Here is a 21,770-nt window from a genome sequence, read left to right as displayed (position 1 = left end):
ATCTTATTTTTTAAATTGATTTCAGTTGGAAAATATTATTTATTATTAAACTATATAAGAACTTATTTATAAAGAATTAATCTTTATATGTCGATAAATTTTTTAATAATATTTGAGACTTTAATAATATCATGACTTGTGAGATTGTAGTGCATTGGCAGACATAAAGAAGTTTGAACTAATTCTCTTGCCTTAGTACATTTACAATTTTTGTCTGTATTAATAAAAGGTTGTTCACAAATGGAAAGTGGATGTCTTACTTTTGCTTCAATTTTATTTTCGAAAAGATACTGAATTAACTTATCCCTAAACGACTTTGATGGAGTATTAATTGTATAGTCAAAAAAAGTGTGTGAACCAAGATTTAAATAAGTAGGTAATTTAATTTCTTGTATATTAGATAAATTTTTTGAATATTGATTAGCAAAATTGATTCTTTTATTAATAAGATGATTCCAACGTTTTAAAATGACCCTTAAAAAGGAGGCTTGTATGGCATCTGGATAATGTTTCAGATTAGGATGTATACAAATTTCATTGTTCTTCACGCCACATTCAGATAAGTATTTAATGTTATTGGCAATTTCTGATTCGTCAGTCGATACACATCCAAGATCTCCAAGAGCATGTAGATTTTTCATAGGGCCAAAACTATAAACACTTATGTCTGCTTTTTCTCCTGCCATGGATCCATTTATTTTGCCACCTGCTGCTTGTGCAACATCTTCGATAAGATATAGATTATGTTTATCACAAATTGATTTAATGCGAGGAGAATCTAGAACTTTCCCATAGTAGTGAACGGGCAGTATAGCTTTTGTTTTTGATGTTATATTATCTTCAATGAGATCAATATTGATATTGTAATCACTGCAAACATCAACAAAAACTGGCTTTGCTCCTAACTGTTTTATTACCGATGAAGTCATAAGCCATGATAGTGGGGTAGTTATGACCTCATCTCCTTCTTCTATTCCAATAGCTTGCAGTGATAATAGTAATCCTGAAGATGCACAAGAAACTAGAACATTATATTCCTTACCTGTTAGTTCTTTTAGTAAATTTTCAGTTTCTTTAACCTCAGGACCTTTTATTAACATGCCATGATTCAATACTTCCTCTAATGCTGCATGATATTCGTTCCTAATTGATTGATCATTTTCAGATAAGTCTCTCATTCTAACAATAGGTCTCCCATACTTATCTATATCGTAAGTTGGAGGGAGGTCTAAGATATTTAGGATGGGATTTTCTTTTAAAAAGTTTAATTTCATTGATCTATCTTCAATTTTACTTATCTAAAATATATCAAATTATTTTTTTAAAATGCATTAAAAAAAATTTACTATTTCAAGATTTATCCATAGAACTTATTAATGTATTTTTTTCTTATATCTAAATACTCTTCTTCATAATTCATACTTGCTTCATTTAATTCAAAACAAATTTTTTCTTTGAAATCTTTAGGAGGCTTCTTATTTTTTATCCAGTAAAGTCCTAAAGAACCCATTTTTGAATTTAACCAGTATTTATTGATATCTCTTCTAAGGTCATTTTTAAAGATAACTGAATTATTTCTAATTCTAAAATCAATACTTATCGTGACGCCAGATTTATTTCTAAAAATGTTATGTGGAACTGTGCATTGCCAAATATTTATTACACCTGTTTTAGGAATTAATGTTTTACGAATTGAATAATTTATTTCTGGAGCATTTTGATAATTACCTCTATAATCCTTTACTAAATTAGATTCTGATTCTTCATAAGTGTAAAAATTTAGTATGGGAGAATTTTTTTCGGCATATAAATATAAAAAGCAATTTGTACTATCAAGAGGCGATCCAGACCAGTGATCACAGTGAATGGCGTCAACATTATAAGCTTTACTTTCATACCCAATTGGCTTTTGGGGAAATAAAATTCTTAAATTTACCGGAAATTGTATAAAAGGAGAATATATATTTAATTTATTAAGAAAATAAACTAGTTTAGTTTCAATCTTAACCATTAAATCATAATCGGTTCTTAAATCTGTTTTGTCTTTTAACCATTCAGAATCCTTGGAACTTAATTCTTTAATCGATTCTAAATTATAAGAATTAAAAATTGCTTGGAATACAAATTCTTGCAATTCAGTAAATTCCTTTAATTTAGATAAATTTTTTGAAAAAAGTTTTGGTTGAAAAATTTTTCTCCCCTGCCAATAATTGCAAGCTTAACACTATATTTTATACAATTTCAATTTTTGGTTTTGTTGTAGGATATTGATGTTATTTCTTTATGATTTTAATGTCTTTTAAAATAGGTTATTTTGCTGATGGCACCTGGGCTCATAATACATTTGACTTATTAATAGCTGATAAAGAAATAGAGATTTCCTTTTTAGTAAATAGGGTTAAAAGTAAAGATCTTATTTTGGAAAAAAAGGCTAAATCTAAAAATATCCCAATTCTTAATACAAAAAATGTAAATGAAACAGTTTTTATAAACAAATTAAAAGAATTTAATACAGATCTTTTCGTTTCGATGTCATTTGATCAAATGATTAAGAAGCAAGTTTTTGAAATTCCAAATAAAGGGACAATAAATTGCCATGTTGGTAAATTACCCTTTTATAGAGGAAGGCATGGTATTTCATGGATGTTAATAAATGATGAGAAGGAATTTGGAATTTCAGTACATTATATTGATGATGGCATTGATACAGGAGATTTGATAAATCAAGAAGTTTTCCCCATTACAGATGTTGATACTTACAAAAGTATTTTAGAGAGATCGTATAAAGAATGTCCTCGCATTCTTTATAAATCTATAAAACAAATTCAAAAAGACATTGCATTTAGATCTCCTCAAAATTTAATAAATAATCATGGTTTGTACTGCACTGCAAGAAAAGATGGCGACGAAATAATTGATTGGAATCAAAGTTCAAGAGATATTTTTAATTTTATTAGATCTATTTCACCACCAGGACCTGTGGCAACAACTTTTATTGGAGACAAGATAGTTAAGATAACAAAGTCTGAATTTATTGAAAATGCTCCAATATATAAAGGTATCCCAGGAGCTGTTCTGGTAAGTAATCCCGATTTCCTTCTTATAAAGACAAAAGATAGTTATCTTAAAATTACAGAATGGACTTCAAGTATTAAGTTATCTGTTAGTTCAAGATTAAATTAATTTATTTCATTAATTCCAATTTTTAGATTTTTTTCTTGTGAGTAATCACTTATCTTTTTGAAAGCAAAGTCCAAAGTGTTTTCGTCAATATTATTAAATAAGTCATTCCATAAATAGTATCCTCCCAGTCTAAGAAGAGGCTGATCTCCTGGACTAATACCTAAAGTTTTTTTGTAGAGGTTTACGTTATCCCCATCGCAACCGCATGCGACTCTGAGAACAATCATCTTAGATCTTTTTATAAAAAGAGGTAAAATAGACGGCCCAGAAGTAGTAAATATATTTACGATGCTTTTCGAGTAAATTCCTATTCTTAATAAAAGATCTTCTCTAGCTGATTTAATAACTTGCACAGAATCAGGAATCTCATATTGTTCTATTAAATCAATATTATCTGGAATTATTACTAATTCTGCAGAATGTCTTTTAGATAGCTTTAATGCGATATCAATATCAGTTTGCTTTGTATTTCGCATTGGCTCAAAACCATAATCTCTCAATGTAAGTGTGATGTATTTTGATTTGTACAATTCCGTGTATTCTTTTTTAAAGCATTTTGGATTCAGCTTTAAAAAAGGGACCTTAATTTCCTCTTCATCCATAAGCTTAGAAAATAAATATTTATAATTTAAACCTTCAGGATAAAAGAACGTTGGATCATAATTTTTAGGAAGAATAAAACTGTCTTTGGTTAAATTTAGTAATTCTTGTTTTGTATTTATTAATTTTATATCGTCAATGTATTCAAATAAATTAGCTAGTTTAAGAATAATTTTTTCAATTTTGCTGAGGATCTCTTCATTTGAAACAAATTTATTATATTCATTCCAATCACATGAAGCTCCCTTTGCTAATAATCTCGGAGAGCAAAAAAGAATTAAATCAAAACTCTTATAACCTATTTGATTAAATTGATTCACAATTTGAAGAATGTAATAAGCGAAATCAAAAGTAACTGAATTACTTCTTACATCCCATACAAAAACACCTTTATTGTATTTTTTATGGTTCCTTCCAATTAAAAAGTTTTTAAAAGAATATAAATTTCCTATAATTTGTTTTGTAATTTTAAATTGTGGTGCTACTATTTCTCTCTTAATTCTTTTTATAGGATTTGCAAGCGCATATTTCATTGAATATATTTATTTGATTTATAAGATTTATAAGTTTTAGCATAACATCGAGAATAGCAACGTTATAAATAAAATTTTTAAATAAGATATTTAGGACAAAATACGTAAATCATATTTATTGAAATTTTTAAAATTATGTTTTTCTATAATTAGTAAGTTTACTAAATAGCAAACTTAAAATATAAAAAAAATAAATTAAAGTTTTATGAGCTGCGTTATTTTCTCAGAAATTATTTTATTTCCTTCCCCATTAGTATGTCCAAAATCAATGAAAACATTTTCCTTATTCTTTAACCAATCAACTCCATTTATAATACTTTTGCAGAATTCTTTATCATAATTACATGCTTTATTCATTTCAAAAATAATGTTTTCATACACTATGTCTAAATGAGTTTTGTATAGGGAGAGTTTATTTTTTTCAGATTCTGTTAAATAATCATAATTTACCTCTGAAGTCAGCACCCAAGGTTGAAGTATACCAATAAATTCTGAATTATTATTTTTTGCTATTAAGTAAGCAATATACCAGTTATTAATCAGATGGCTTGCAATTCTTTTTGATTTAACTTTATTTATATCGCAATCAAAGTATTTACTTTTCTTTGTATTTATTCCCGAGAAGGAATTACTTTTAGTTAACTTTAAATAGGGATCAAATATAAATTTTAATATGTTTCTTGTAAATTCATTCCAACTAATATTACTTGAGAGTTTTTTTCTTATTTTTTGTTCGAAGGGATGATTTGGTATCTCTTTTACATTCGCTTGGCATTGTAAAATAGCATCATTTATACCTTCATAAAATATAATTTTCTTGGGTGATAATTCATCTCCAATCAAGTTAATTAATTGATTAAGTGATTGCCTAGAATTCCAACCAACTTGGCCAAAATTATAGACACTCTGATTTGTTAATTTATTGAAGTGACTTGGGATCGTTTGATTATCCGATTCTCCATAACCCCACATTGTGGAACCTCCAAAAAACCAAAAAGAATTGTTTAAACTCTCACCAAGTGATTTTCTGGTTTTATATTTACCTGAAATTTTAGTAAATTTGTATGATACATTTTCTCTTTTCCATCCAACGAAAGAATGATATTTAGTTTTTAGTTTAAGGAGTTCTAAGTATATTTGATTAGCTCTTTCTTTATCTAAATAAGTAGGATAGCTTATTCTTACATCTGTAGATTGTTTTTTAGAAACATTTCTAAAATTTTCAGTAAGAGTATAAATTTTGTAAATTGAGCCAGGCGTAAGTAATACAACGAAAAAAACAATCAAATTACCAAAAACTAACTTATTTATATTTCTGGATGACATTTTTTAAAATTTCTCTAACAAAATCAAGAAAACAAAAGTGGCTTTATTTTATCGATTTTTTAATTTCTTTTATAAGATTACTAAAAAAATATTTATTTGTTTGTAATTGAAAAATATTTTTATAAAATTTACGCACAATAAGGTTTTGGTAGATTTTGAAAAATCTACTAAAAATTAATATAAATATTGGTTAATTCAAATATTTTTGTATTAATGTTTAGTTTAATAAGTATTCTATTTAATGAATTTAAGAAGGTCTAAAAATTTTGTTTAGGGAATTTTTATTTTGTGAGATATTATTTTTATGTGAGTTTTATCTTCCTTTTTTTATTGTAAATAAAACTTTTATATTTCATCATTTATATTGAAAACCCTTGTTTTATAAGAGAAATTGTGTTTTTTTTGAAAACTAAAAAAGAAAAATCTCAAAACATTAAAGGTTGTATATATCAGCTTACAAAAACTTTATAAAAGAATAAAGTTTTCTTAAAGGGGCCATAGCTCAGCTGGTAGAGCACCTGCATGGCATGCAGGGGGTCAGCGGTTCGAGTCCGCTTGGCTCCATAGGTAATTTTATTAGCTATTCCAATTAGTTTATAAACATTCATCCTCTATGAACCACCTCATAAACCAGTAATTAAATTTGTAAATAGTAAGTTTTCTTAGTTTAGGAATAAAAAATACCAATTTTGTACAGAAAACATTAGTAAAGATAAATATAAAATAATTAGTTATTTATGAATTACTTGAAAGTCTATAAGTTAAAGAAAAAAAATTCTTAAAAAGAAATATTTGATTATTCATAAAAAATCGCATTTTTAAGATTTTAAATTTATGGATTTTATTAAAAATTATTTGTAAATGATCTTACTATCTTATTATATTTGAACAAGACAAAAAAATCTTATGGCAGTAATTGGAATATCTTGTTTTTACCATGATAGTGCTGCTGCATTAATTTCTGATGACGGTGAAATAATTGCTGCAGTTCAAGAAGAGAGATTTAGTAGAAAAAAAAATGACTCAAGGTTCCCATTTTGTTCTGTTGATTATTGTTATAAGATTGCTTTAGAAAAAAAGATCGAAGTCAAAGCTTATATCTATTATGAAAAACCTATTAGGGTTTTTATGAGGCTACTAGAAACTTATTTTAATACTGCTCCAAGAGGTATTTCCTCTTTTTTACCTGCAATGCAAACGTGGATTAAAGAAAAACTTTTTATAAAAGACAATATCATAGCTGAATTGAAATTAATTGATGAAAGCATTATTCCAGAAAAACTTTATTTTTCTGAGCATCATTTATCTCATGCGGCAGCAGCTTTTTATCCTTCTCCTTTTGAGGATGCAGCAATTTTGTGCATGGATGCTGTTGGAGAATGGGTAACAACTTCCGCTTGGCTTGGAGATAAAGAAAATATTAAACCTCTTTGGGAGATTAATTTCCCTGATTCACTAGGGATGTTATATTCATCATTTACATATTATTGTGGATTTAAAGTTAATTCAGGTGAATATAAACTTATGGGATTAGCGCCTTATGGGAATCCAGTCTATAAAGATTTAATACTAAATAATTTAATAGAGATTAGAGATGATGGTTCATTCAAACTTAATATGAAATATTTTAAATATCATAGAGGTTTAAAAATGATATCTTCCGCATTTATAAAATTATTCGGAAAACCACCTAGGAATCCTAAAGATGAGATTACTCAATTTTATATGGATATGGCATCTTCAATACAAAAAGTGTTGGAAATAGCAGTTTTGAGGATTGCCAAAAATCTGCAAAAAAAAACCCAAAAAAAATATCTTTGTCTTGCTGGTGGAGTAGCTCTTAATTGCGTAGCAAATGGAAAGATTCTTGATAAATCTGGATTTGAAAAGATTTGGATTCAACCTGCTGCTGGTGATGCAGGCTCAGCAGTTGGTTGTGCTTTAAGTTACATATATAAACATACTAAACAAGTTAGGCAAATAAATAAAAATGATTCAATGAAATCATCTTATTTAGGTCCTGAATTTGATAATAAAATAATTCAAAAATATTTGGATAAATTAGGAATTAAATATCATAAGCTTGAAGACACATTATTAATTAAAAAGGTTTCAGATTATTTAATAAAAGGGAAAATCATAGGCTGGTTTCAAGGGAAAATGGAATATGGACCAAGAGCCCTATGTAATCGTTCAATAATTGCTGATCCAAGAATTAAAAATATGCAGCAAAGAATGAATTTAAAAATTAAATTTAGAGAATCATTTAGGCCCTTTGCGCCAGCGATACTTGAAGAAGATAAGGAGGAATTTTTTGGGATTAAGGATGAATCACCATATATGCTTTTAACAAGAAAATTAAATTCTAAATTTTTAAAAGAAAAAAAATCCGAATCTACATATAAAGGTACTGATCGTGTAAATGAGATAAGATCAACATTACCAGCAATAACACATATTGATAATAGTTGTAGAATTCAAACTATATCTAAGGAGAGAAATCCTCTTTTTTATTTGCTTCTTTCAGAATTTAAAAATCAAACAGGTAGTCCAGTTCTAATTAACACGTCTTTTAATGTTAGAGGGGAGCCTATAATTTGTACTCCCGAAGATGCATTAAGATGCTTTTCTTTTACGAATATGGATTTACTGGCCATTGGTAATTTCTTAATTGTTAAAAGTGAACTTGATTCTGACATTAGTAAATTTTTTCTGAAACCTTATTTAATAGAGGATTAATTAAATGACTTTCCATACAAAATCACAATTAAGGAATGCAGGCCTAGTTTTTTCTTTCATATTTTTTACATTATTCTTTCTTATTCCATATTTGTTGCATCAAGAATTTAGATCTTTAGTTATTTTATTCTCAGTAATTATTTTTTCTTTATCTTATATAAGCCCTTACACCTTAAGGAAACCATATGATTTATGGATCAAATTAGGAAATTTTTTAGGGAAGATAAATTCGTTAATTATACTAACTTTATTTTTTTATGTGCTAATTACTCCAGTAGCTATAGTAAGAAGATTATTTAATAAAGTTTTTAAAAATAAAAAAATAAAAACCTACTATAGTGATAGTATAGTTAATTTTAAAGACTTCAACTTTAGGGATCAATTCTAAATGAAATTATATTCAATATTAAAGGACATCATAAAATATGCAGCTGCAAGAAAGAAGTATTGGCTTGTACCTTTTGCCATCATCTTAGTTGCTTTAGCTGTGGTTCTTGTTGCATCACAAGGAACAGTTGTTGCGCCTTTTATTTATTCACTTTTTTAGAAATGAAAGAGGTAAGTAATTTTTATAGAAATAATCCTTTTAATTTTTCAGAAGATATAAATGTTTTTTTCAATTCTATTAAAAACTCTAATCAAGTTCTTGAATATGAAGACTTGCATAAACTTTTGAGCAATAATTATGGTTTTAAACCAAACATAAAAGATATTATTGAATTTGGTTGTGGAACTGGTTGGCTTACAAATACTATTTCTTATTACTATAAAAAAAACGTTCATGCAGTTGATTTTACAAAAAAGGCTATTGAGACTGCTCAATCAGTATCGAATAGCTTAAGCGTTTACCCAAGATATACTCATTCAGATATTTTCAGTTTTGAAGATTCTAAAGTTTATGACCTAGTCATTAGTTTAGGGGTTCTGCACCATACTATTGATTGTCATAAGGCTTTCAAAAAGATTAGTTCTTTTGTTAAGAAAGGAGGTCTTATTTATGTTGGCCTATATCATTATTATGGCCGAAGACCGATGTTAAAACTTCTGCAAGAGTATTCTTATTGGCATGGTGAAAAGTCCGCTTATAATCTTTTTAAGAAAATGAATTCTTCAATGCAAGACAAGGACCATAGTTTTTCCTGGTTTAGAGATCAAGTAATTCATCCTCATGAAACTCAACACACACTTAAAGAAATTTCTTCTTGGATTAAAGAGATTGGCTTTGAATTGATTTCTACAAGTATAAATAACTATAAGAATTTGAAAAAATTTAGTGCTGATAAATTAGATAAATTAGAGAAAGAAATGGAACATTATTCTTATAAGAGAAATATAAAAGATAGAAAGTTTACTCCAGGATATTTTACTTTTTGCGCAAAAAAGATTTAATTAAAACGTGAACACAAGAATAACAAATACTCTTTTTAATGATAATCTTTTTATATTTTACCCACTTTGGTTTCCCATAATCTATTTAATATTGATTGTTAATTTTCCTTTTTTGGCTCCTTTTTTATTCCTTTCAGTTTTATTTTTATTTGCGGAAACACATTTTGCTTCAACTTGGTTATTCTTTTTTGATAGAGAAAATTGGAATTGGATTAAAGAAAATAGTTATAAATTTTTCCTACTACCTTTATATTTAATTATCGCAGTTTTAATTATTTGGAAATTTAACAATGGAATAGTTTTAATTTTTCATTATTTAGCTTCTGGATGGCATGTGACTAGACAGAGTATTGGAATACTAAAGTTATCAAAAAATAATAATTTTATAAGCTCTTTTCTAACTTACGGAATTTCCTTTTTTTGTTTAGTTATTGGTATTTCAAAACCAGGAATATTATCTTTCAGCTTAACAAGTGGTTTGGCAAACTTAATTTTATTTTCTTTAATAGTTATTTATTTATTATCAATAGTTAAATTTTCCGATTTAGCTAGAGGGGTTTTTGCTTTTATTACTGGGATTAGTATTTATCTTCCTCTACTATTTATTGATAATCTCGCATTAGCTACTGCTTTAGGTGTAGGAATGCATTGGTGTCAATATATTGCATTAATATGGTCTATAAAAATGCGAAAAATTAATATAGTTAATAATACAGTAATGAAAAGTCCTTTAAAATTAGAGAATACAATAAAAAAGAATTTATTATTTGTAATCTCTTATTCATTTTTAATGACGGCATTAGCTTATTTTGGAATGCCAAGTCAGAAATTTAATAATGGTAATTATTCAATATTTTATTTAATACCCATTATATTTCAACTTTATCATTTTTATATAGATGGCTTTATATGGCAATTTTCTAATAAACATATTAGAAACTCGGTAGGATCATATATTTTTTCAAAACAAAATTGATAAAATTAATTTTCAATATAAGATCTGAAATAGTAATTTAATATCTATTATTGCTTTACAATTTTTTATTGGTGGTTATATTTAAATTGAAAGTCAGAATTGAATGAGAAGTAAAAATTTTAAAATAATTCATCTTTTCAATATAGTCTCAATTTTTTCTTTGGTTTACATAACACCAATGATTGTAAACTTTTTCCAAGTTGGACCTTTATTAGTTGGGAATAAATATCAATCTGAAATAGCTTATATTAACAATATTAATGATTTAATATTTCATTTATATAATAATTTTTCTTATTATTTAAATTTTTTTATTAATCCAATTTTTTGGTTTTTTATTAGTGCTTTTATAACTCAGAAAGCAATTAAATGGGTTAACTCTTGAAAATTATGAATTCTAGTTTGTGTTTTTTTTTATGGACAATTTTTGGTTTACAGCATTCAATACTTGCTAGACCATTTTTTAAAAAAAAAGTAAAAACTATTCTTGGGGAAAAATTTCAATTACATTTTTATCCTTTTATTTATTTTATTTCTCAATGTATTATTTTTGTTTTAATATATGATTTAATTAGGAATTTAAAACCATCAATTATATTTTTTTCTGCTCCTCCCGAGGGTGAATTTATATTATATTTTCTTAATAGAATTGCAAATATATTCTTAATCATTACTGTATTTCATTTTGATATTGGTCTTTTTACTGGAATTACTCAGATGTTTGATTTTTTTTCAAATTCTGACGAAACTAAAAATAAGGAACAAATAATAAACACAAATTTTTTATACAAATATATAAGACACCCAATGTATCTTGGCATAGTTTTAGTTTATATAACTTCCTCTACCATATATTCAGACCTTTTTTTTGCTAATCTGTTTTCAATAATTTTTTATATTGATATTGGATCTTATTTTGAGGAGAAGACATTAGTTAGAAAATTTGGTAAATCATACAATTACTATAAGACTCAAACAAAGAAATTTTTGCCACTAATTAGGTGAGCATATAAAAATTATTTTGGGAATCAATATTATAAAAAAAATAAAAAAATACTAAATTCTTTGATACCATTTCCAAGCATGTTCCACAATAGTATCAATATTAGAATATGAAGGTTTCCAATTAAGTTCATTTAAAGCTTTATTTGGAGAGGCTACTAAAATTGGAGGATCTCCTTGCCTTCTCGGATGAATTTCAATATTTAATTCCAAATTGGTTACTTTCTCAATCGATTTAAGAACCTGCTTAACTGATAATCCATTACCTGTTCCTAAATTATAAATATGTTGACCTCCTTCATTTAGTATTTTTATTAATCCTTTTACGTGAGCATCAGCGATATCAGTTACATGAATATAATCTCTAATGCATGTTCCATCAAAAGTTTGATAATCATTTCCGAATAACTGAAACTTACATTTTTCTTTTGTTAAAGCATCAAAAGCAAGTGGAATAAGATGAGTTTCAGGGATATGATTTTCTCCAATATCGCCTTTCGGGTCAGCTCCTGCTGCATTAAAATATCTAAAGATCATACTTGGAATATTGTGAGAAAAATATAAATCTTTAAGAATATTTTCTATCATTAATTTGCTTCTGCCATAAGGGTTTATAGGATTTTGTTCCGTTGATTCAATTATTGGTAATTTTTTTGGAATTCCATATGTTGCGCAGGTGCTTGAAAATACAATAGGAATCTGTCTAGATATTTCCCCTTTACTTCTATTTGATGATTCTTCAAAAATTGATTCAAAAAAAGATATTGATTTTTTGACATTATTTATATAATACTTCAAGGGTTTTTTCACACTTTCTCCAACATATGCAAAAGCCGCAAAATGAATAACAGCCATTATTTTTTTGCCATTTGTCTTTGGGTGTTTCCCACTTAGGATTTGAGTTATTAGTTCTTTATTACCAATATCACCAACAATTAAGGGAACTTTTAAAACATTTTCTACAATTTTTTTATGACCATAAATTAAATTATCAAGCACTACAACTTCAAAGTTCTCCTTTTGCAAAGCTCTAACAGTATGACTACCTATGTAACCTGCTCCACCAGTTACTAAAATATACATATCAAAATAATGGCTTTAAAAATAATTTAATTTAAATATTTAAAAAATTTGATAAATATTTATTTATAGTAATTTATTATATGAAAATCCTTCATAATTTTATTTTGAAACAAAATTTTTTTAAAAAAAAAATATTGATTTTCTGCCCCTACCCTTTTGATAAAGTTCCTTCTCAGAGATTGAAATACGAACAATATATTGAATTTCTTAAAGAAAAAGGATTTAGAATAGAGGTTGTTCCTTTTTTCGCGATTGATACATTCTCAATTTTATATAGAAAAGGATACATAATTAAAAAAATTATTGGTGTTGTACAAGGATTTTTGAAGAGATTTTTATATTTATTTAAGTTACCTTTTGTTGATGGAATTTATATACATCTGAATGTTTGTCCTTTAGGCCCACCAATTCTTGAATGGCTTTATTTAAAAATAGCTAAGAAGACTATATATGATATTGATGATATGGTATTTCAATTAAATACTTCAAAACAAAATAATATTTCTCGCTTTTTTAAATCTAGAAGTAGATTTTTTTTATTAATGAAGGAATCTGATTTTTGTATAACATGTACTCCTACACTAGATTCTATTGCAAAAAAATATAATAAAAATACAAAAGATATTTCTTCAACAATAAATACTGAAAAGTATCTTCCAATAAATAAATATTCAAATGAAAGTAAATTAATTATAGGTTGGACAGGGAGCCATTCGACAGTTCCTTATTTGCATCTTTTAGATGAAGTATTAATTAAATTATCGCAAAAGTATAATTTTAAATTACTAGTTATGGGTGCAACTAATTTTAAAATAAAGGGGGTTAATATAGAAACAGTTCCTTGGGAGAGTTCAATAGAGATAAAAACTTTGCAAAGAATCGATATAGGTTTATATCCTTTACCAGATAATGAATGGATTAAAGGAAAAAGTGGTTTGAAAGCACTTCAGTACATGGCTTTGGGACTTCCAGTAGTAGCAAGTAATTTAGGCTGTAATAATAGAGTAATTGAAAATAATTTATCAGGAATTCTTGTAAATAATGATATTGAATGGTTTGAGGCCCTTTCAAATCTTATTCAAGATGCTTCTCTTAGAAAGTTTTTAGGCCAAAATGCAAGAAATAGAGTAGAAAGATATTTTTCTGTAAATTCTAATAAAGGTAATTATTTATCAATTTTTAAAAAAGTTTATTTATAGACTTTTATAAAGCTCAAAAAAATTTTAGGCTATTCTCAAATCAAATACTTTAAGCTTTATTTTTTTGAATATTCAATTTATCTAAGTAATTTTAATGAATAATACTATATTAGTTCTATGCCCTCATCCAGATGACGAAATATTTACATTCCCTTTTATCAAGCAATTTAATACCAAGAAATATAAAATTAATGCTCTTTTTTTTATAGGAAATTCCATAAGAAGAAAAGAAGCTATAAAATCATGTTTAATGAACAATTGGCAACCTATATTTGCTAGTGATTTAGGTTATGAGTTTGTAGATGGTTGTTTGCATAAAAGTTATGAAGAATTAGACAATATTATTAAGGAATTATTTAACAAATTTGATATTATTTTATCTCCTGTAATTGAAGGAGGACATCAAGATCATGACACTATAGGTTTATGTACAGCATTAAATTTAATTAAGAATAATAATAAAATTGTTTATTTCTACTCTACTTATACTGCTTTAGGAAGTTTTGGCTTATTTTCCGTAATGTCAAATAATAAATATAGTGATAATGTTTTCTTAAATAAGAAGAACAATTTAAGAGAATTGCCCATTAAATCTCTTTATTTTATGTTTATAGTTTATAAATCTCAATGCTTATCTTGGATATTTCTTTTTATTCCTTATATATTTAATATTATTTTAAATAGACCAGCAAGAATTTTTACTTTAAACTATAAATTAATATCAGATAAAAATTCAATATTTCGCAAATTAAAAAATAAACCACTTTATGAGATTCATAAAAGATGTAATAAATTAGATTGGATTTTTTTTATAAATAAATTTTACATAAATAAGTAATTTTTTAAATAGTCTTAATTTAAGATCCTTTTTAAAGTATTTAATTTTAATTATGAAATATTTATTTATTTGCTTCAAAAGTATAAATTAACTAATGTATTATCAGTTATTAAACTTCTTGACTAAATTGGATATCCCTAAATCATTATTAGAAATTTCTCAAAAAGTGGGAGCTGATAAATTACTAGTTCAGGGGCCAGGTGGGAACATTTCTTACAAAAATGATAATATTTTATACATTAAGAGTTCAGGCCAGAAATTAGTTGATGCAAAAAAAAGGAATATATTTGTAAAAACTGATTTAGATAAGATTTTATATTCAATTGTTAATGATAAGGAGGACCCTTTAGATAACTCATGGGACACTGAAGGAGGTTTGAAACCCTCTATAGAAACAACACTGCATGCTTTAATGCCTTTTAAATGTGTCCTGCATGTTCATTGCGTAAATACAATTAGTTGGTTGGTGAGGAAAGATTTTTATAATTCAATCGTACCCTTACTTAAAGGTATAAAATGGGAGGTTGTAAAATATAAAAAACCTGGCAAGCAATTAACAAATGCTGTGAGAGAGGTAGTAAAAAATGACTTTCCCGAGGTAATTTTATTGTCTAATCATGGACTTGTGGCTGGTAGCAATAGCCCAGAAGAAGTTTATCAACTAGTTAAAAATATTTCTAATAGATTAGCTGTTAAACCCAATTTAATTCCTGATTTAAATCATACTATTAAAAGTAAATATATTATTGATACGGGTTATAAATTACCTCAATTTGAAGAGCTTCATAAATTAGCATTTTCAAAACAGGCAATATCAATAATTACGGGGGGAGTCCTTTTCCCTGATCAAGCAGTTTTTTTAGGAACAAAATGGTATATTTTGAACGATGAGCGTGAAATTAATAATTTAAAGCATTCTAATTCATTTAAAAAAGGTATAATAATTTTTCCAAATAAGGGAATTCTAATCCCTTTTGATTTTCAGTTAACTGAGGAAGAACTTCTTTACTCGATTTTATTAATTGTTCAAAGAATACCCTCAAATACTGATATTAATTATTTAACAGATAGAGAGGAGAATGAACTTCTTAACTGGAATGCCGAAAAATATCGTAAATTAATTAACAAATAGATATGAAATTTCAATTAGTTATTCCAATGTCTGGTATTGGATTAAGGTTTATAAATGAAGGATACAAAGTTCCAAAGCCTCTAATTGAGGTAAATGGTAAGCCGATTATAAATCATGTATTTAATATTTTTAAAAATATTGAATCAGTTGTTTTTATATGTAATGAGGATCACTTAGCAGATAAAAAATTAAATATGATGATGACTTTAAAAGAAATTCATCCTAATAGTAATGTAGTCTCTATTAAGCCTCATAAAAAAGGACCTGTTTTTGCTGTTCTACAAGCATTAGATTTTATTAATCCTAAAATGCCAACTATAGTAAATTATTGCGACTTTTTTTGTTTATTTAATGAAAAATCTTTTATCGAAATGATAAAAAAAGAAAATCCTGATGGCTGTATATTTACCTATACGGGGTTTCATCCCCATATGATTTCAAGTACAAATTATGCTTATGTAAGCAAATTAAAAAACTCAGTTAAAGATATACAAGAAAAAAAACCTTTTACTAATGAACCGATGAATGAGGAAGCCTCAAGCGGTAGTTACTATTTTAAAAGTGGGTTGATAATGAAAAATTATTTTAAAAAAACATTGGCTTCTAATTTAGAAATAAAAGGAGAATACTATGTCTCTATGGTTTATAAAATTATGCTTAATGAGGGGAAAAAAGTTAATACTTTTTTAATTGATCATTTCATGCAATGGGGAACTCCCTCAGATCTAAAAGAATATTTATGGTATTCTGATCTTTTTAAATCTTTAATAAATAATCAAAATTCATTTAGGCCTTATCAAATAGGAACTATCCTAATGCCAATGGCTGGCGAAGGTAAAAGATTTAAAATAAAAGGTTTTACTTTACCAAAGCCCCTTATAGAAGTCTCTGGTAAAAATATGTTTCAGCAAGCACTAAATGACTTGCCAGTAATGGATTCTTACCATTTAGTTATAAAAAATAATCAATTATCAAATTTTAGAAATTTAGAACTAATAAAAGAAAATAAAAAAAATAATATTAATTTACTAGTTCTTGATAAGCCTACAAAAGGTCAAGCAGATACATGTTTACAGGCCATTGAAAATTTAAGTTTAAATACTCCTTTAACTATTAGTGCTTGCGATATGGGAATTATTTTCGATTATAAAAATTTTAAGAATCTTATGGATAACGATAATGTAGATATCATTGTTTGGGGATGTAGAGGTTATCCTGGCGCTATAAAAAATCCTCAAATGTATGGATGGATAATTGAAGAAAAGAATATTATTAAGAAAATAATTGTTAAAAAGAATACTAAAAATCCTCAAGATGATCCTTGCGTGATTGGAACATTTACCTTTAAAAAACCTGAATTCTTTTCAAAAGCCGCTCAAATTTTAATTGAAAAAAAACATACAGTTAATAATGAATATTATGTAGATAGTTGTATTAATGAGGCTATTGGTTTAGGTCTAAATGTAGTTTTTATGGAAGTTCAATTTTTCTTATGTTGGGGAACGCCAAATGATTTGCATACTTATAAGTATTGGCAGGAATGTTTTAATAAATGGAATGATCACCCATATAAGAAAATATTAGATAATGATTTCAATAATATATTAACTTAAAAAAATATGCGTTTTTCATTAATAATTCCATGTTTTAATGAATCTAAGAATCTTAAGCTAATCATTGAAAGAGTATATAGTATTTTTTTAGAAAAAGATATTGAATTGATATTAGTAGATAATGGATCAACAGATGATTCAAGAATTATTTTAGGGAAATTTTTAAAAATTTATCCCTTTCTAAAAGTAGTTTTTATTAAAAAAAATATTGGATACGGTCATGGCATTCTTGAAGGACTGAGGCATGCAAAGGGCAAAATATTAGGATGGACTCATGCTGATTTGCAAACTGATCCATTAGACTTTATTAAAGCACTGGAAAATTATAGTGAAAAATTAAATAATTCAAATTTCTTTATAAAAGGTAGAAGAATAAAAAGACCTTTTTTTGATTCTTTTTTTACATTCTCAATGAGTATTTTTGAATCGATTTTATTTAGAGAAGTTATCTATGACGTCAATGCGCAACCTACCTTATTTCATAGAGATTTTTATAAATCTTGGGTTAATCCTCCTGAAGATTTTGCGATTGATTTATATGTATATTTTTTGGCAAAAAAAAATAGATATAATATATATAGATTTCCAGTAAATTTCTCTAAGAGGATATTTGGAATCTCATCTTGGAATTATAGTTTGAAATCAAAATGGATATTTATTTTAAGAACGATAAATTATAGTTTAAGGCTTAATTTTTTAAAAAATAAATAAATATGGAAATAATAGCGCATAGAAGAAATCAAATTAATCAATTATTAGAAACTCCAACTAAATATGGAGTGGAAGTGGACATTAGATCAAATCAAGATAAATTAGTTGTTTCTCATGATCCATTTTCAAATTATGTCGATTTTGAAGAATGGATTTCTTTTTATAAACATGGAACTTTAATCTTAAATATCAAAGAAGAAGGTTTAGAAAATAAATTATTAGATTTAATGTCTAAATTTTCAATTAATAATTTTTTCTTCTTGGATCAATCATTTCCATTTTTAATAAAAACAATAAAAAAAGGTGAGAAAAGGACAGCAGTAAGGTTTTCTGAATATGAATCTATAGAGACAGTTTTGCAAATGAAGGGACTTTTAAATTGGGTTTGGATTGACTTTTTTACAAGACTGCCACTAAATAAAACAAATTATTTAGAATTGAAAAGTTCAAATTTTAAAATATGCCTTGTTTCTCCGGAATTACAAGGTTTTGGTAAAAAGGAATGCAAAGAATTAAAAGATTATATACTTAAAAATAATTTTGAAATTGATGCGATTTGTACAAAAAAATATAGTTTTTGGAATGAATAATTTATGACAATTTTCAAAAACAAATTGTTTATCTCTATCTTATTTATAAAATTAATAGCAATTTTTTGCTTTATTCCAATTATTCAAGAAAAATATTTTAATACTTTTTTTATCTATTTTTTTAATAATCCTTCATTAGATATATGGTCAAATTTCTTATTAGAAAAAGGCGATCCACTGAGTTTCCCATATGGACCAATCATGTTTATGGTCTTTTTACCCCTTACTTATATTGGCCATAATTTAGGCTCTATCATAGGTTTAGAAACTTATTTAATTGGTCTTGGATTTAAGTTGACAATCTTAGTATTTGATATCCTTGGGTTTATTTTAATTTACAAGTTATTCCCATCAAGAATTAAAAACATCATTTACTTTTATTGGTTATCGCCTCTCATCTTTTATGTCACATACATTCATGGCCAAATAGATTTAATCCCATCTGTTTTATTATTATGGGCTTATTTTTTACTTTCAATTAATAGATTTAGGCAAAGCGGTTATTTATTAGGTTTTGCTATAGCCTCAAAATTAAGCAGTTTTTTGATACTTCCAATACCTATAATTTATCTTTGGCAAAATAAAAGGTTTTCAAAAGGTTTACCACTTTTTTGTAATTCATTGTTATTTTCATTATCGATATTAGTTTTTTCTCCATTATCTTCAACCGGATATAGAGAAATGGTATTTGGGACACCACTCAAAACTTCATTATTTTGGCTTCGTTTTCCTCTTGGAAATGATTCAAATGTTTTCATATTGCCAATAGTCCTTATTCTTATTTTTTATTCGATGTGGCGAATTAAACGCTCAAATTTCACATTATTAACATCAATTACAGGACTGGTTTTCTTAATAGCAGCTTTGATGATGCCTCCTACACCTGGATGGTTTTTATGGTCTTTACCATTTCTAATTATTTATCAAATAAATTCAGATTTAACTGGAAAATTATCAGTCTTGTTTTTCTCTCTTATATCTATAATTTTTATGGTTAATAATTTTTCTGGATCAAATATATATTTTCTAGGAAATAGAATTGTTAAAAGTAATTTGTTAGAAAATAATTTTAGCCAAGACTTTTTATATACATTATTTATTGGAATAGGTATTATTTTATGCTTAAGACTATACAGAGAAAGTATTAAAAATAATGATTATTTCAAAATTAGTAGATTGCCTACTACTATTGGTATTTGTGGGGGGCCAAGCAGTGGAAAATCAATATTAAGTGAAGCTATTGTAGATATTCTGGGTAATCACTCAGTTCATATGGTTTATCAAAAAGATTATTTGAAGTGGTCAAGAAAATCACCCATGTGGAAAACAGAATCAAGATTAAAACCAATATCTCAAGATTTTTTAAGATTAAGTGAAAGTATAAATATATTGCAAAATAAGCAAAATGCAAAATTAGAAAATAATGGAATTGAAAGCTTTAAGAAGTTTAATGAAAATAAGAATTTCATCATAGTAAATGGTTATCAATTATATCAATCAAAATCATTTGCAGATTATTTTGGAATTAAAATATTTGTGGAACCTTCTTTTCAAATTAACAAAAATTGGTTTAATAAAAACTCAAAAAATGAAAATATCTCAAATGATTTTATGGATATTAAAGATATAGAAAAATATAGAAATTTATATAGTAATCAAAAATCTATTTCAGATATTATTTTTTCAATATCAAACGTAAATGATGAAAAACCATATTCAATTAAAACTAATCGAAATCTTTTAAAATTAGATGTTTTTTTAAAAAATGGCATTTATTCAGAGAAACTTGTAAAAGCTTTAATATCTATTTGTGGTCTTAAAGTTAATTTAGAGATTGATGAAATAAATTTAAGCTCGCATTTAACTATTGAAGGAGAAGTATGGTCAGAAGACATAATGTTAGTTTCTAAAAAGTTAATTCCTGATTTATCCGAAATAATAGATGTGGAGCCTAAATGGAGATCGGATTCAATTGGTATAATGCAATTAATAGTATTAATGCAAGCTTCCCAGTTTTTCAAATGTAGGAACTTAAATTTAAATGAGTTATAAAGTTTACAATAATAAATCGATATTTGAGCTTCCTAAAGCTGTTATTTTTGATACTGATAATACTCTATATCCATATTTACCAGCCCATAAGGCTGCCTCAAAAGCATTAGCGGTCAAGGCAAATAAATTACTGGGAATTCCTATAAAACTATTCAATTCAGAGTTTGAAAAAGCTAGAAAAGAAATTAAATTAAGACTGGGATCAAATGCAAGTTCTCATAGTCGACTTTTATACATACAAAGGACAATCGAACTTTTGGGAGTTAACTCTCAACTTTTGTTGACTTTAGATTTAGAACAAACTTACTGGCGAACTTTTTTGCAAACATGTAATTTATATCCAGGTATAAAGGAACTTTTACTAAAATTACAAGATTTAAATATAACTACTGCCATAATTACAGATCTGACATCTCAAATTCAATTTAGGAAAATTATATTTTTTGGTTTAGAAGATTTTTTCGATTTTATAGTAACTTCTGAAGAATCAGGATTTGACAAGCCCAACAATGCTTCTTTTAAATTAGCTATTGAAAAACTTGGAATTTGTCCTAGCAAATGTTGGATGATTGGAGATAATTTAAATGCAGACATTAAAGGAGCAAATGATTTTGGTTTAATTAGTATTCATAAAAATGAAAATAATCGTAATTATAAATATGAAAATATAATTCCAGATATAAGCTTTGATAATTTCTCTTCATTAATTAATCTGATTTCTAAAGTTGAAAAAGGATTGTAGTTAAGTTTTAATATTAAGTAACTAATAGTGGATATAAATTTGTAAATGTTAATACTCTCTTT

20 protein-coding genes and 1 tRNA gene are annotated in these 21,770 nt (G+C 26.3%); 16 read left to right on the top strand and 5 right to left on the bottom strand.

The annotated features are described in order from the left end of the window. Nucleotides 1–83: 83 nt before the first annotated feature. Nucleotides 84–1,274 (bottom strand): DegT/DnrJ/EryC1/StrS family aminotransferase, encoded by a 1,191-nt coding sequence (locus tag HA152_RS07510; protein ID WP_209135147.1) that lies wholly within the window; start codon nucleotides 1,272–1,274, stop codon nucleotides 84–86. A gap of 83 nt (nucleotides 1,275–1,357) precedes the next feature. After that, nucleotides 1,358–2,134 carry a hypothetical protein gene (locus HA152_RS07505; protein ID WP_209135145.1) on the bottom strand — a complete coding sequence of 259 codons (777 nt, stop codon included), beginning with the start codon at nucleotides 2,132–2,134 and terminating at the stop codon, nucleotides 1,358–1,360. A gap of 158 nt (nucleotides 2,135–2,292) precedes the next feature. Between HA152_RS07505 and HA152_RS07500 the strand changes: the two genes are divergently transcribed. Further along, nucleotides 2,293–3,183, top strand: a complete 891-nt coding sequence (locus HA152_RS07500) for a methionyl-tRNA formyltransferase (protein ID WP_209135143.1) — start codon at nucleotides 2,293–2,295, stop codon at nucleotides 3,181–3,183. Here the strand turns inward: HA152_RS07500 and HA152_RS07495 are convergent. Together HA152_RS07495 and HA152_RS07490 are read right to left on the bottom strand one after the other, a co-directional pair. Further along, the gene (locus HA152_RS07495) at nucleotides 3,180–4,316 is read right to left on the bottom strand and encodes a hypothetical protein (RefSeq protein ID WP_209135140.1); all 1,137 of its coding nucleotides are present in this window, start codon (nucleotides 4,314–4,316) and stop codon (nucleotides 3,180–3,182) included. The two genes, HA152_RS07500 and HA152_RS07495, sit on opposite strands and share 4 nt — an antisense overlap. A gap of 195 nt (nucleotides 4,317–4,511) precedes the next feature. Beyond that, nucleotides 4,512–5,642 (bottom strand): SGNH/GDSL hydrolase family protein, encoded by a 1,131-nt coding sequence (locus tag HA152_RS07490; protein WP_209135138.1) that lies wholly within the window; start codon nucleotides 5,640–5,642, stop codon nucleotides 4,512–4,514. Between the two features lie 491 nt (nucleotides 5,643–6,133). On the opposite strand from HA152_RS07490, the gene HA152_RS07485 reads away from it, so the two are divergent. From HA152_RS07485 to HA152_RS07455, 7 genes are all read left to right on the top strand, one after another. Then, a tRNA-Ala gene (locus HA152_RS07485) sits at nucleotides 6,134–6,206 on the top strand. A gap of 342 nt (nucleotides 6,207–6,548) precedes the next feature. Beyond that, a complete protein-coding gene (locus HA152_RS07480; protein ID WP_209135136.1) occupies nucleotides 6,549–8,381 on the top strand; it encodes a carbamoyltransferase family protein in 1,833 nt (610 codons plus the stop codon). A gap of 4 nt (nucleotides 8,382–8,385) precedes the next feature. Next, on the top strand, nucleotides 8,386–8,769 hold the full coding sequence (locus tag HA152_RS07475; protein ID WP_209135134.1) for an SxtJ family membrane protein: 384 nt from the start codon (nucleotides 8,386–8,388) through the stop codon (nucleotides 8,767–8,769). Beyond that, nucleotides 8,770–8,928 carry a DUF5989 family protein gene (locus tag HA152_RS07470; protein WP_209135132.1) on the top strand — a complete coding sequence of 53 codons (159 nt, stop codon included), beginning with the start codon at nucleotides 8,770–8,772 and terminating at the stop codon, nucleotides 8,926–8,928. Nucleotides 8,929–8,930: 2 nt separating this feature from the next. Continuing rightward, complete coding sequence (locus HA152_RS07465) at nucleotides 8,931–9,770, top strand: class I SAM-dependent methyltransferase (RefSeq protein WP_209135130.1); 840 nt, start codon at nucleotides 8,931–8,933, stop codon at nucleotides 9,768–9,770. Nucleotides 9,771–9,861: 91 nt separating this feature from the next. Further along, the gene (locus tag HA152_RS07460; protein WP_209135128.1) at nucleotides 9,862–10,746 is read left to right on the top strand and encodes a hypothetical protein; all 885 of its coding nucleotides are present in this window, start codon (nucleotides 9,862–9,864) and stop codon (nucleotides 10,744–10,746) included. A gap of 390 nt (nucleotides 10,747–11,136) precedes the next feature. Continuing rightward, nucleotides 11,137–11,751, top strand: coding sequence for a methyltransferase family protein (locus tag HA152_RS07455; RefSeq protein WP_209135127.1), 615 nt, complete (start codon nucleotides 11,137–11,139; stop codon nucleotides 11,749–11,751). A gap of 51 nt (nucleotides 11,752–11,802) precedes the next feature. Here HA152_RS07455 and galE read toward each other — a convergent pair whose 3' ends face one another. Next, nucleotides 11,803–12,831 (bottom strand): UDP-glucose 4-epimerase GalE, encoded by a 1,029-nt coding sequence (galE, locus tag HA152_RS07450; RefSeq protein ID WP_209135126.1) that lies wholly within the window; start codon nucleotides 12,829–12,831, stop codon nucleotides 11,803–11,805. A 179-nt stretch (nucleotides 12,832–13,010) separates the two neighbouring features. On the opposite strand from galE, the gene HA152_RS07445 reads away from it, so the two are divergent. The 8 genes from HA152_RS07445 to HA152_RS07410 all read left to right on the top strand — a co-directional run bounded on the left by HA152_RS07445 (nucleotide 13,011) and on the right by HA152_RS07410 (nucleotide 21,708). After that, on the top strand, nucleotides 13,011–14,030 hold the full coding sequence (locus HA152_RS07445) for a glycosyltransferase family 4 protein (RefSeq protein WP_209135125.1): 1,020 nt from the start codon (nucleotides 13,011–13,013) through the stop codon (nucleotides 14,028–14,030). A gap of 94 nt (nucleotides 14,031–14,124) precedes the next feature. After that, on the top strand, nucleotides 14,125–14,868 hold the full coding sequence (locus tag HA152_RS07440) for a PIG-L family deacetylase (RefSeq protein ID WP_209135124.1): 744 nt from the start codon (nucleotides 14,125–14,127) through the stop codon (nucleotides 14,866–14,868). Between the two features lie 127 nt (nucleotides 14,869–14,995). Then, on the top strand, nucleotides 14,996–16,000 hold the full coding sequence (locus tag HA152_RS07435) for a class II aldolase/adducin family protein (protein ID WP_209135122.1): 1,005 nt from the start codon (nucleotides 14,996–14,998) through the stop codon (nucleotides 15,998–16,000). Between the two features lie 2 nt (nucleotides 16,001–16,002). Beyond that, nucleotides 16,003–17,613, top strand: a complete 1,611-nt coding sequence (locus tag HA152_RS07430) for an NTP transferase domain-containing protein (protein WP_209135118.1) — start codon at nucleotides 16,003–16,005, stop codon at nucleotides 17,611–17,613. Between the two features lie 6 nt (nucleotides 17,614–17,619). Beyond that, on the top strand, nucleotides 17,620–18,324 hold the full coding sequence (locus HA152_RS07425) for a glycosyltransferase family 2 protein (protein WP_209135117.1): 705 nt from the start codon (nucleotides 17,620–17,622) through the stop codon (nucleotides 18,322–18,324). Between the two features lie 2 nt (nucleotides 18,325–18,326). Then, complete coding sequence (locus HA152_RS07420; protein ID WP_209135116.1) at nucleotides 18,327–18,914, top strand: phosphatidylinositol-specific phospholipase C/glycerophosphodiester phosphodiesterase family protein; 588 nt, start codon at nucleotides 18,327–18,329, stop codon at nucleotides 18,912–18,914. 3 nt (nucleotides 18,915–18,917) lie between these two features. Then, nucleotides 18,918–20,966, top strand: coding sequence for a hypothetical protein (locus HA152_RS07415; RefSeq protein ID WP_209135114.1), 2,049 nt, complete (start codon nucleotides 18,918–18,920; stop codon nucleotides 20,964–20,966). Beyond that, nucleotides 20,956–21,708 (top strand): HAD family hydrolase, encoded by a 753-nt coding sequence (locus HA152_RS07410; RefSeq protein WP_209135112.1) that lies wholly within the window; start codon nucleotides 20,956–20,958, stop codon nucleotides 21,706–21,708. Before HA152_RS07415 ends, HA152_RS07410 begins: the two co-directional genes overlap by 11 nt. The last annotated feature ends 62 nt before the right edge of the window (nucleotides 21,709–21,770 follow it).

The sequence above is a fragment of the Prochlorococcus marinus XMU1412 genome (assembly GCF_017696315.1).
GTDB lineage: Bacteria > Cyanobacteriota > Cyanobacteriia > PCC-6307 > Cyanobiaceae > Prochlorococcus_A > Prochlorococcus_A marinus_AF.
Note: the sequence above shows the minus strand (reverse complement) of the source record. Positions and strands in the feature narration are given on the sequence as shown.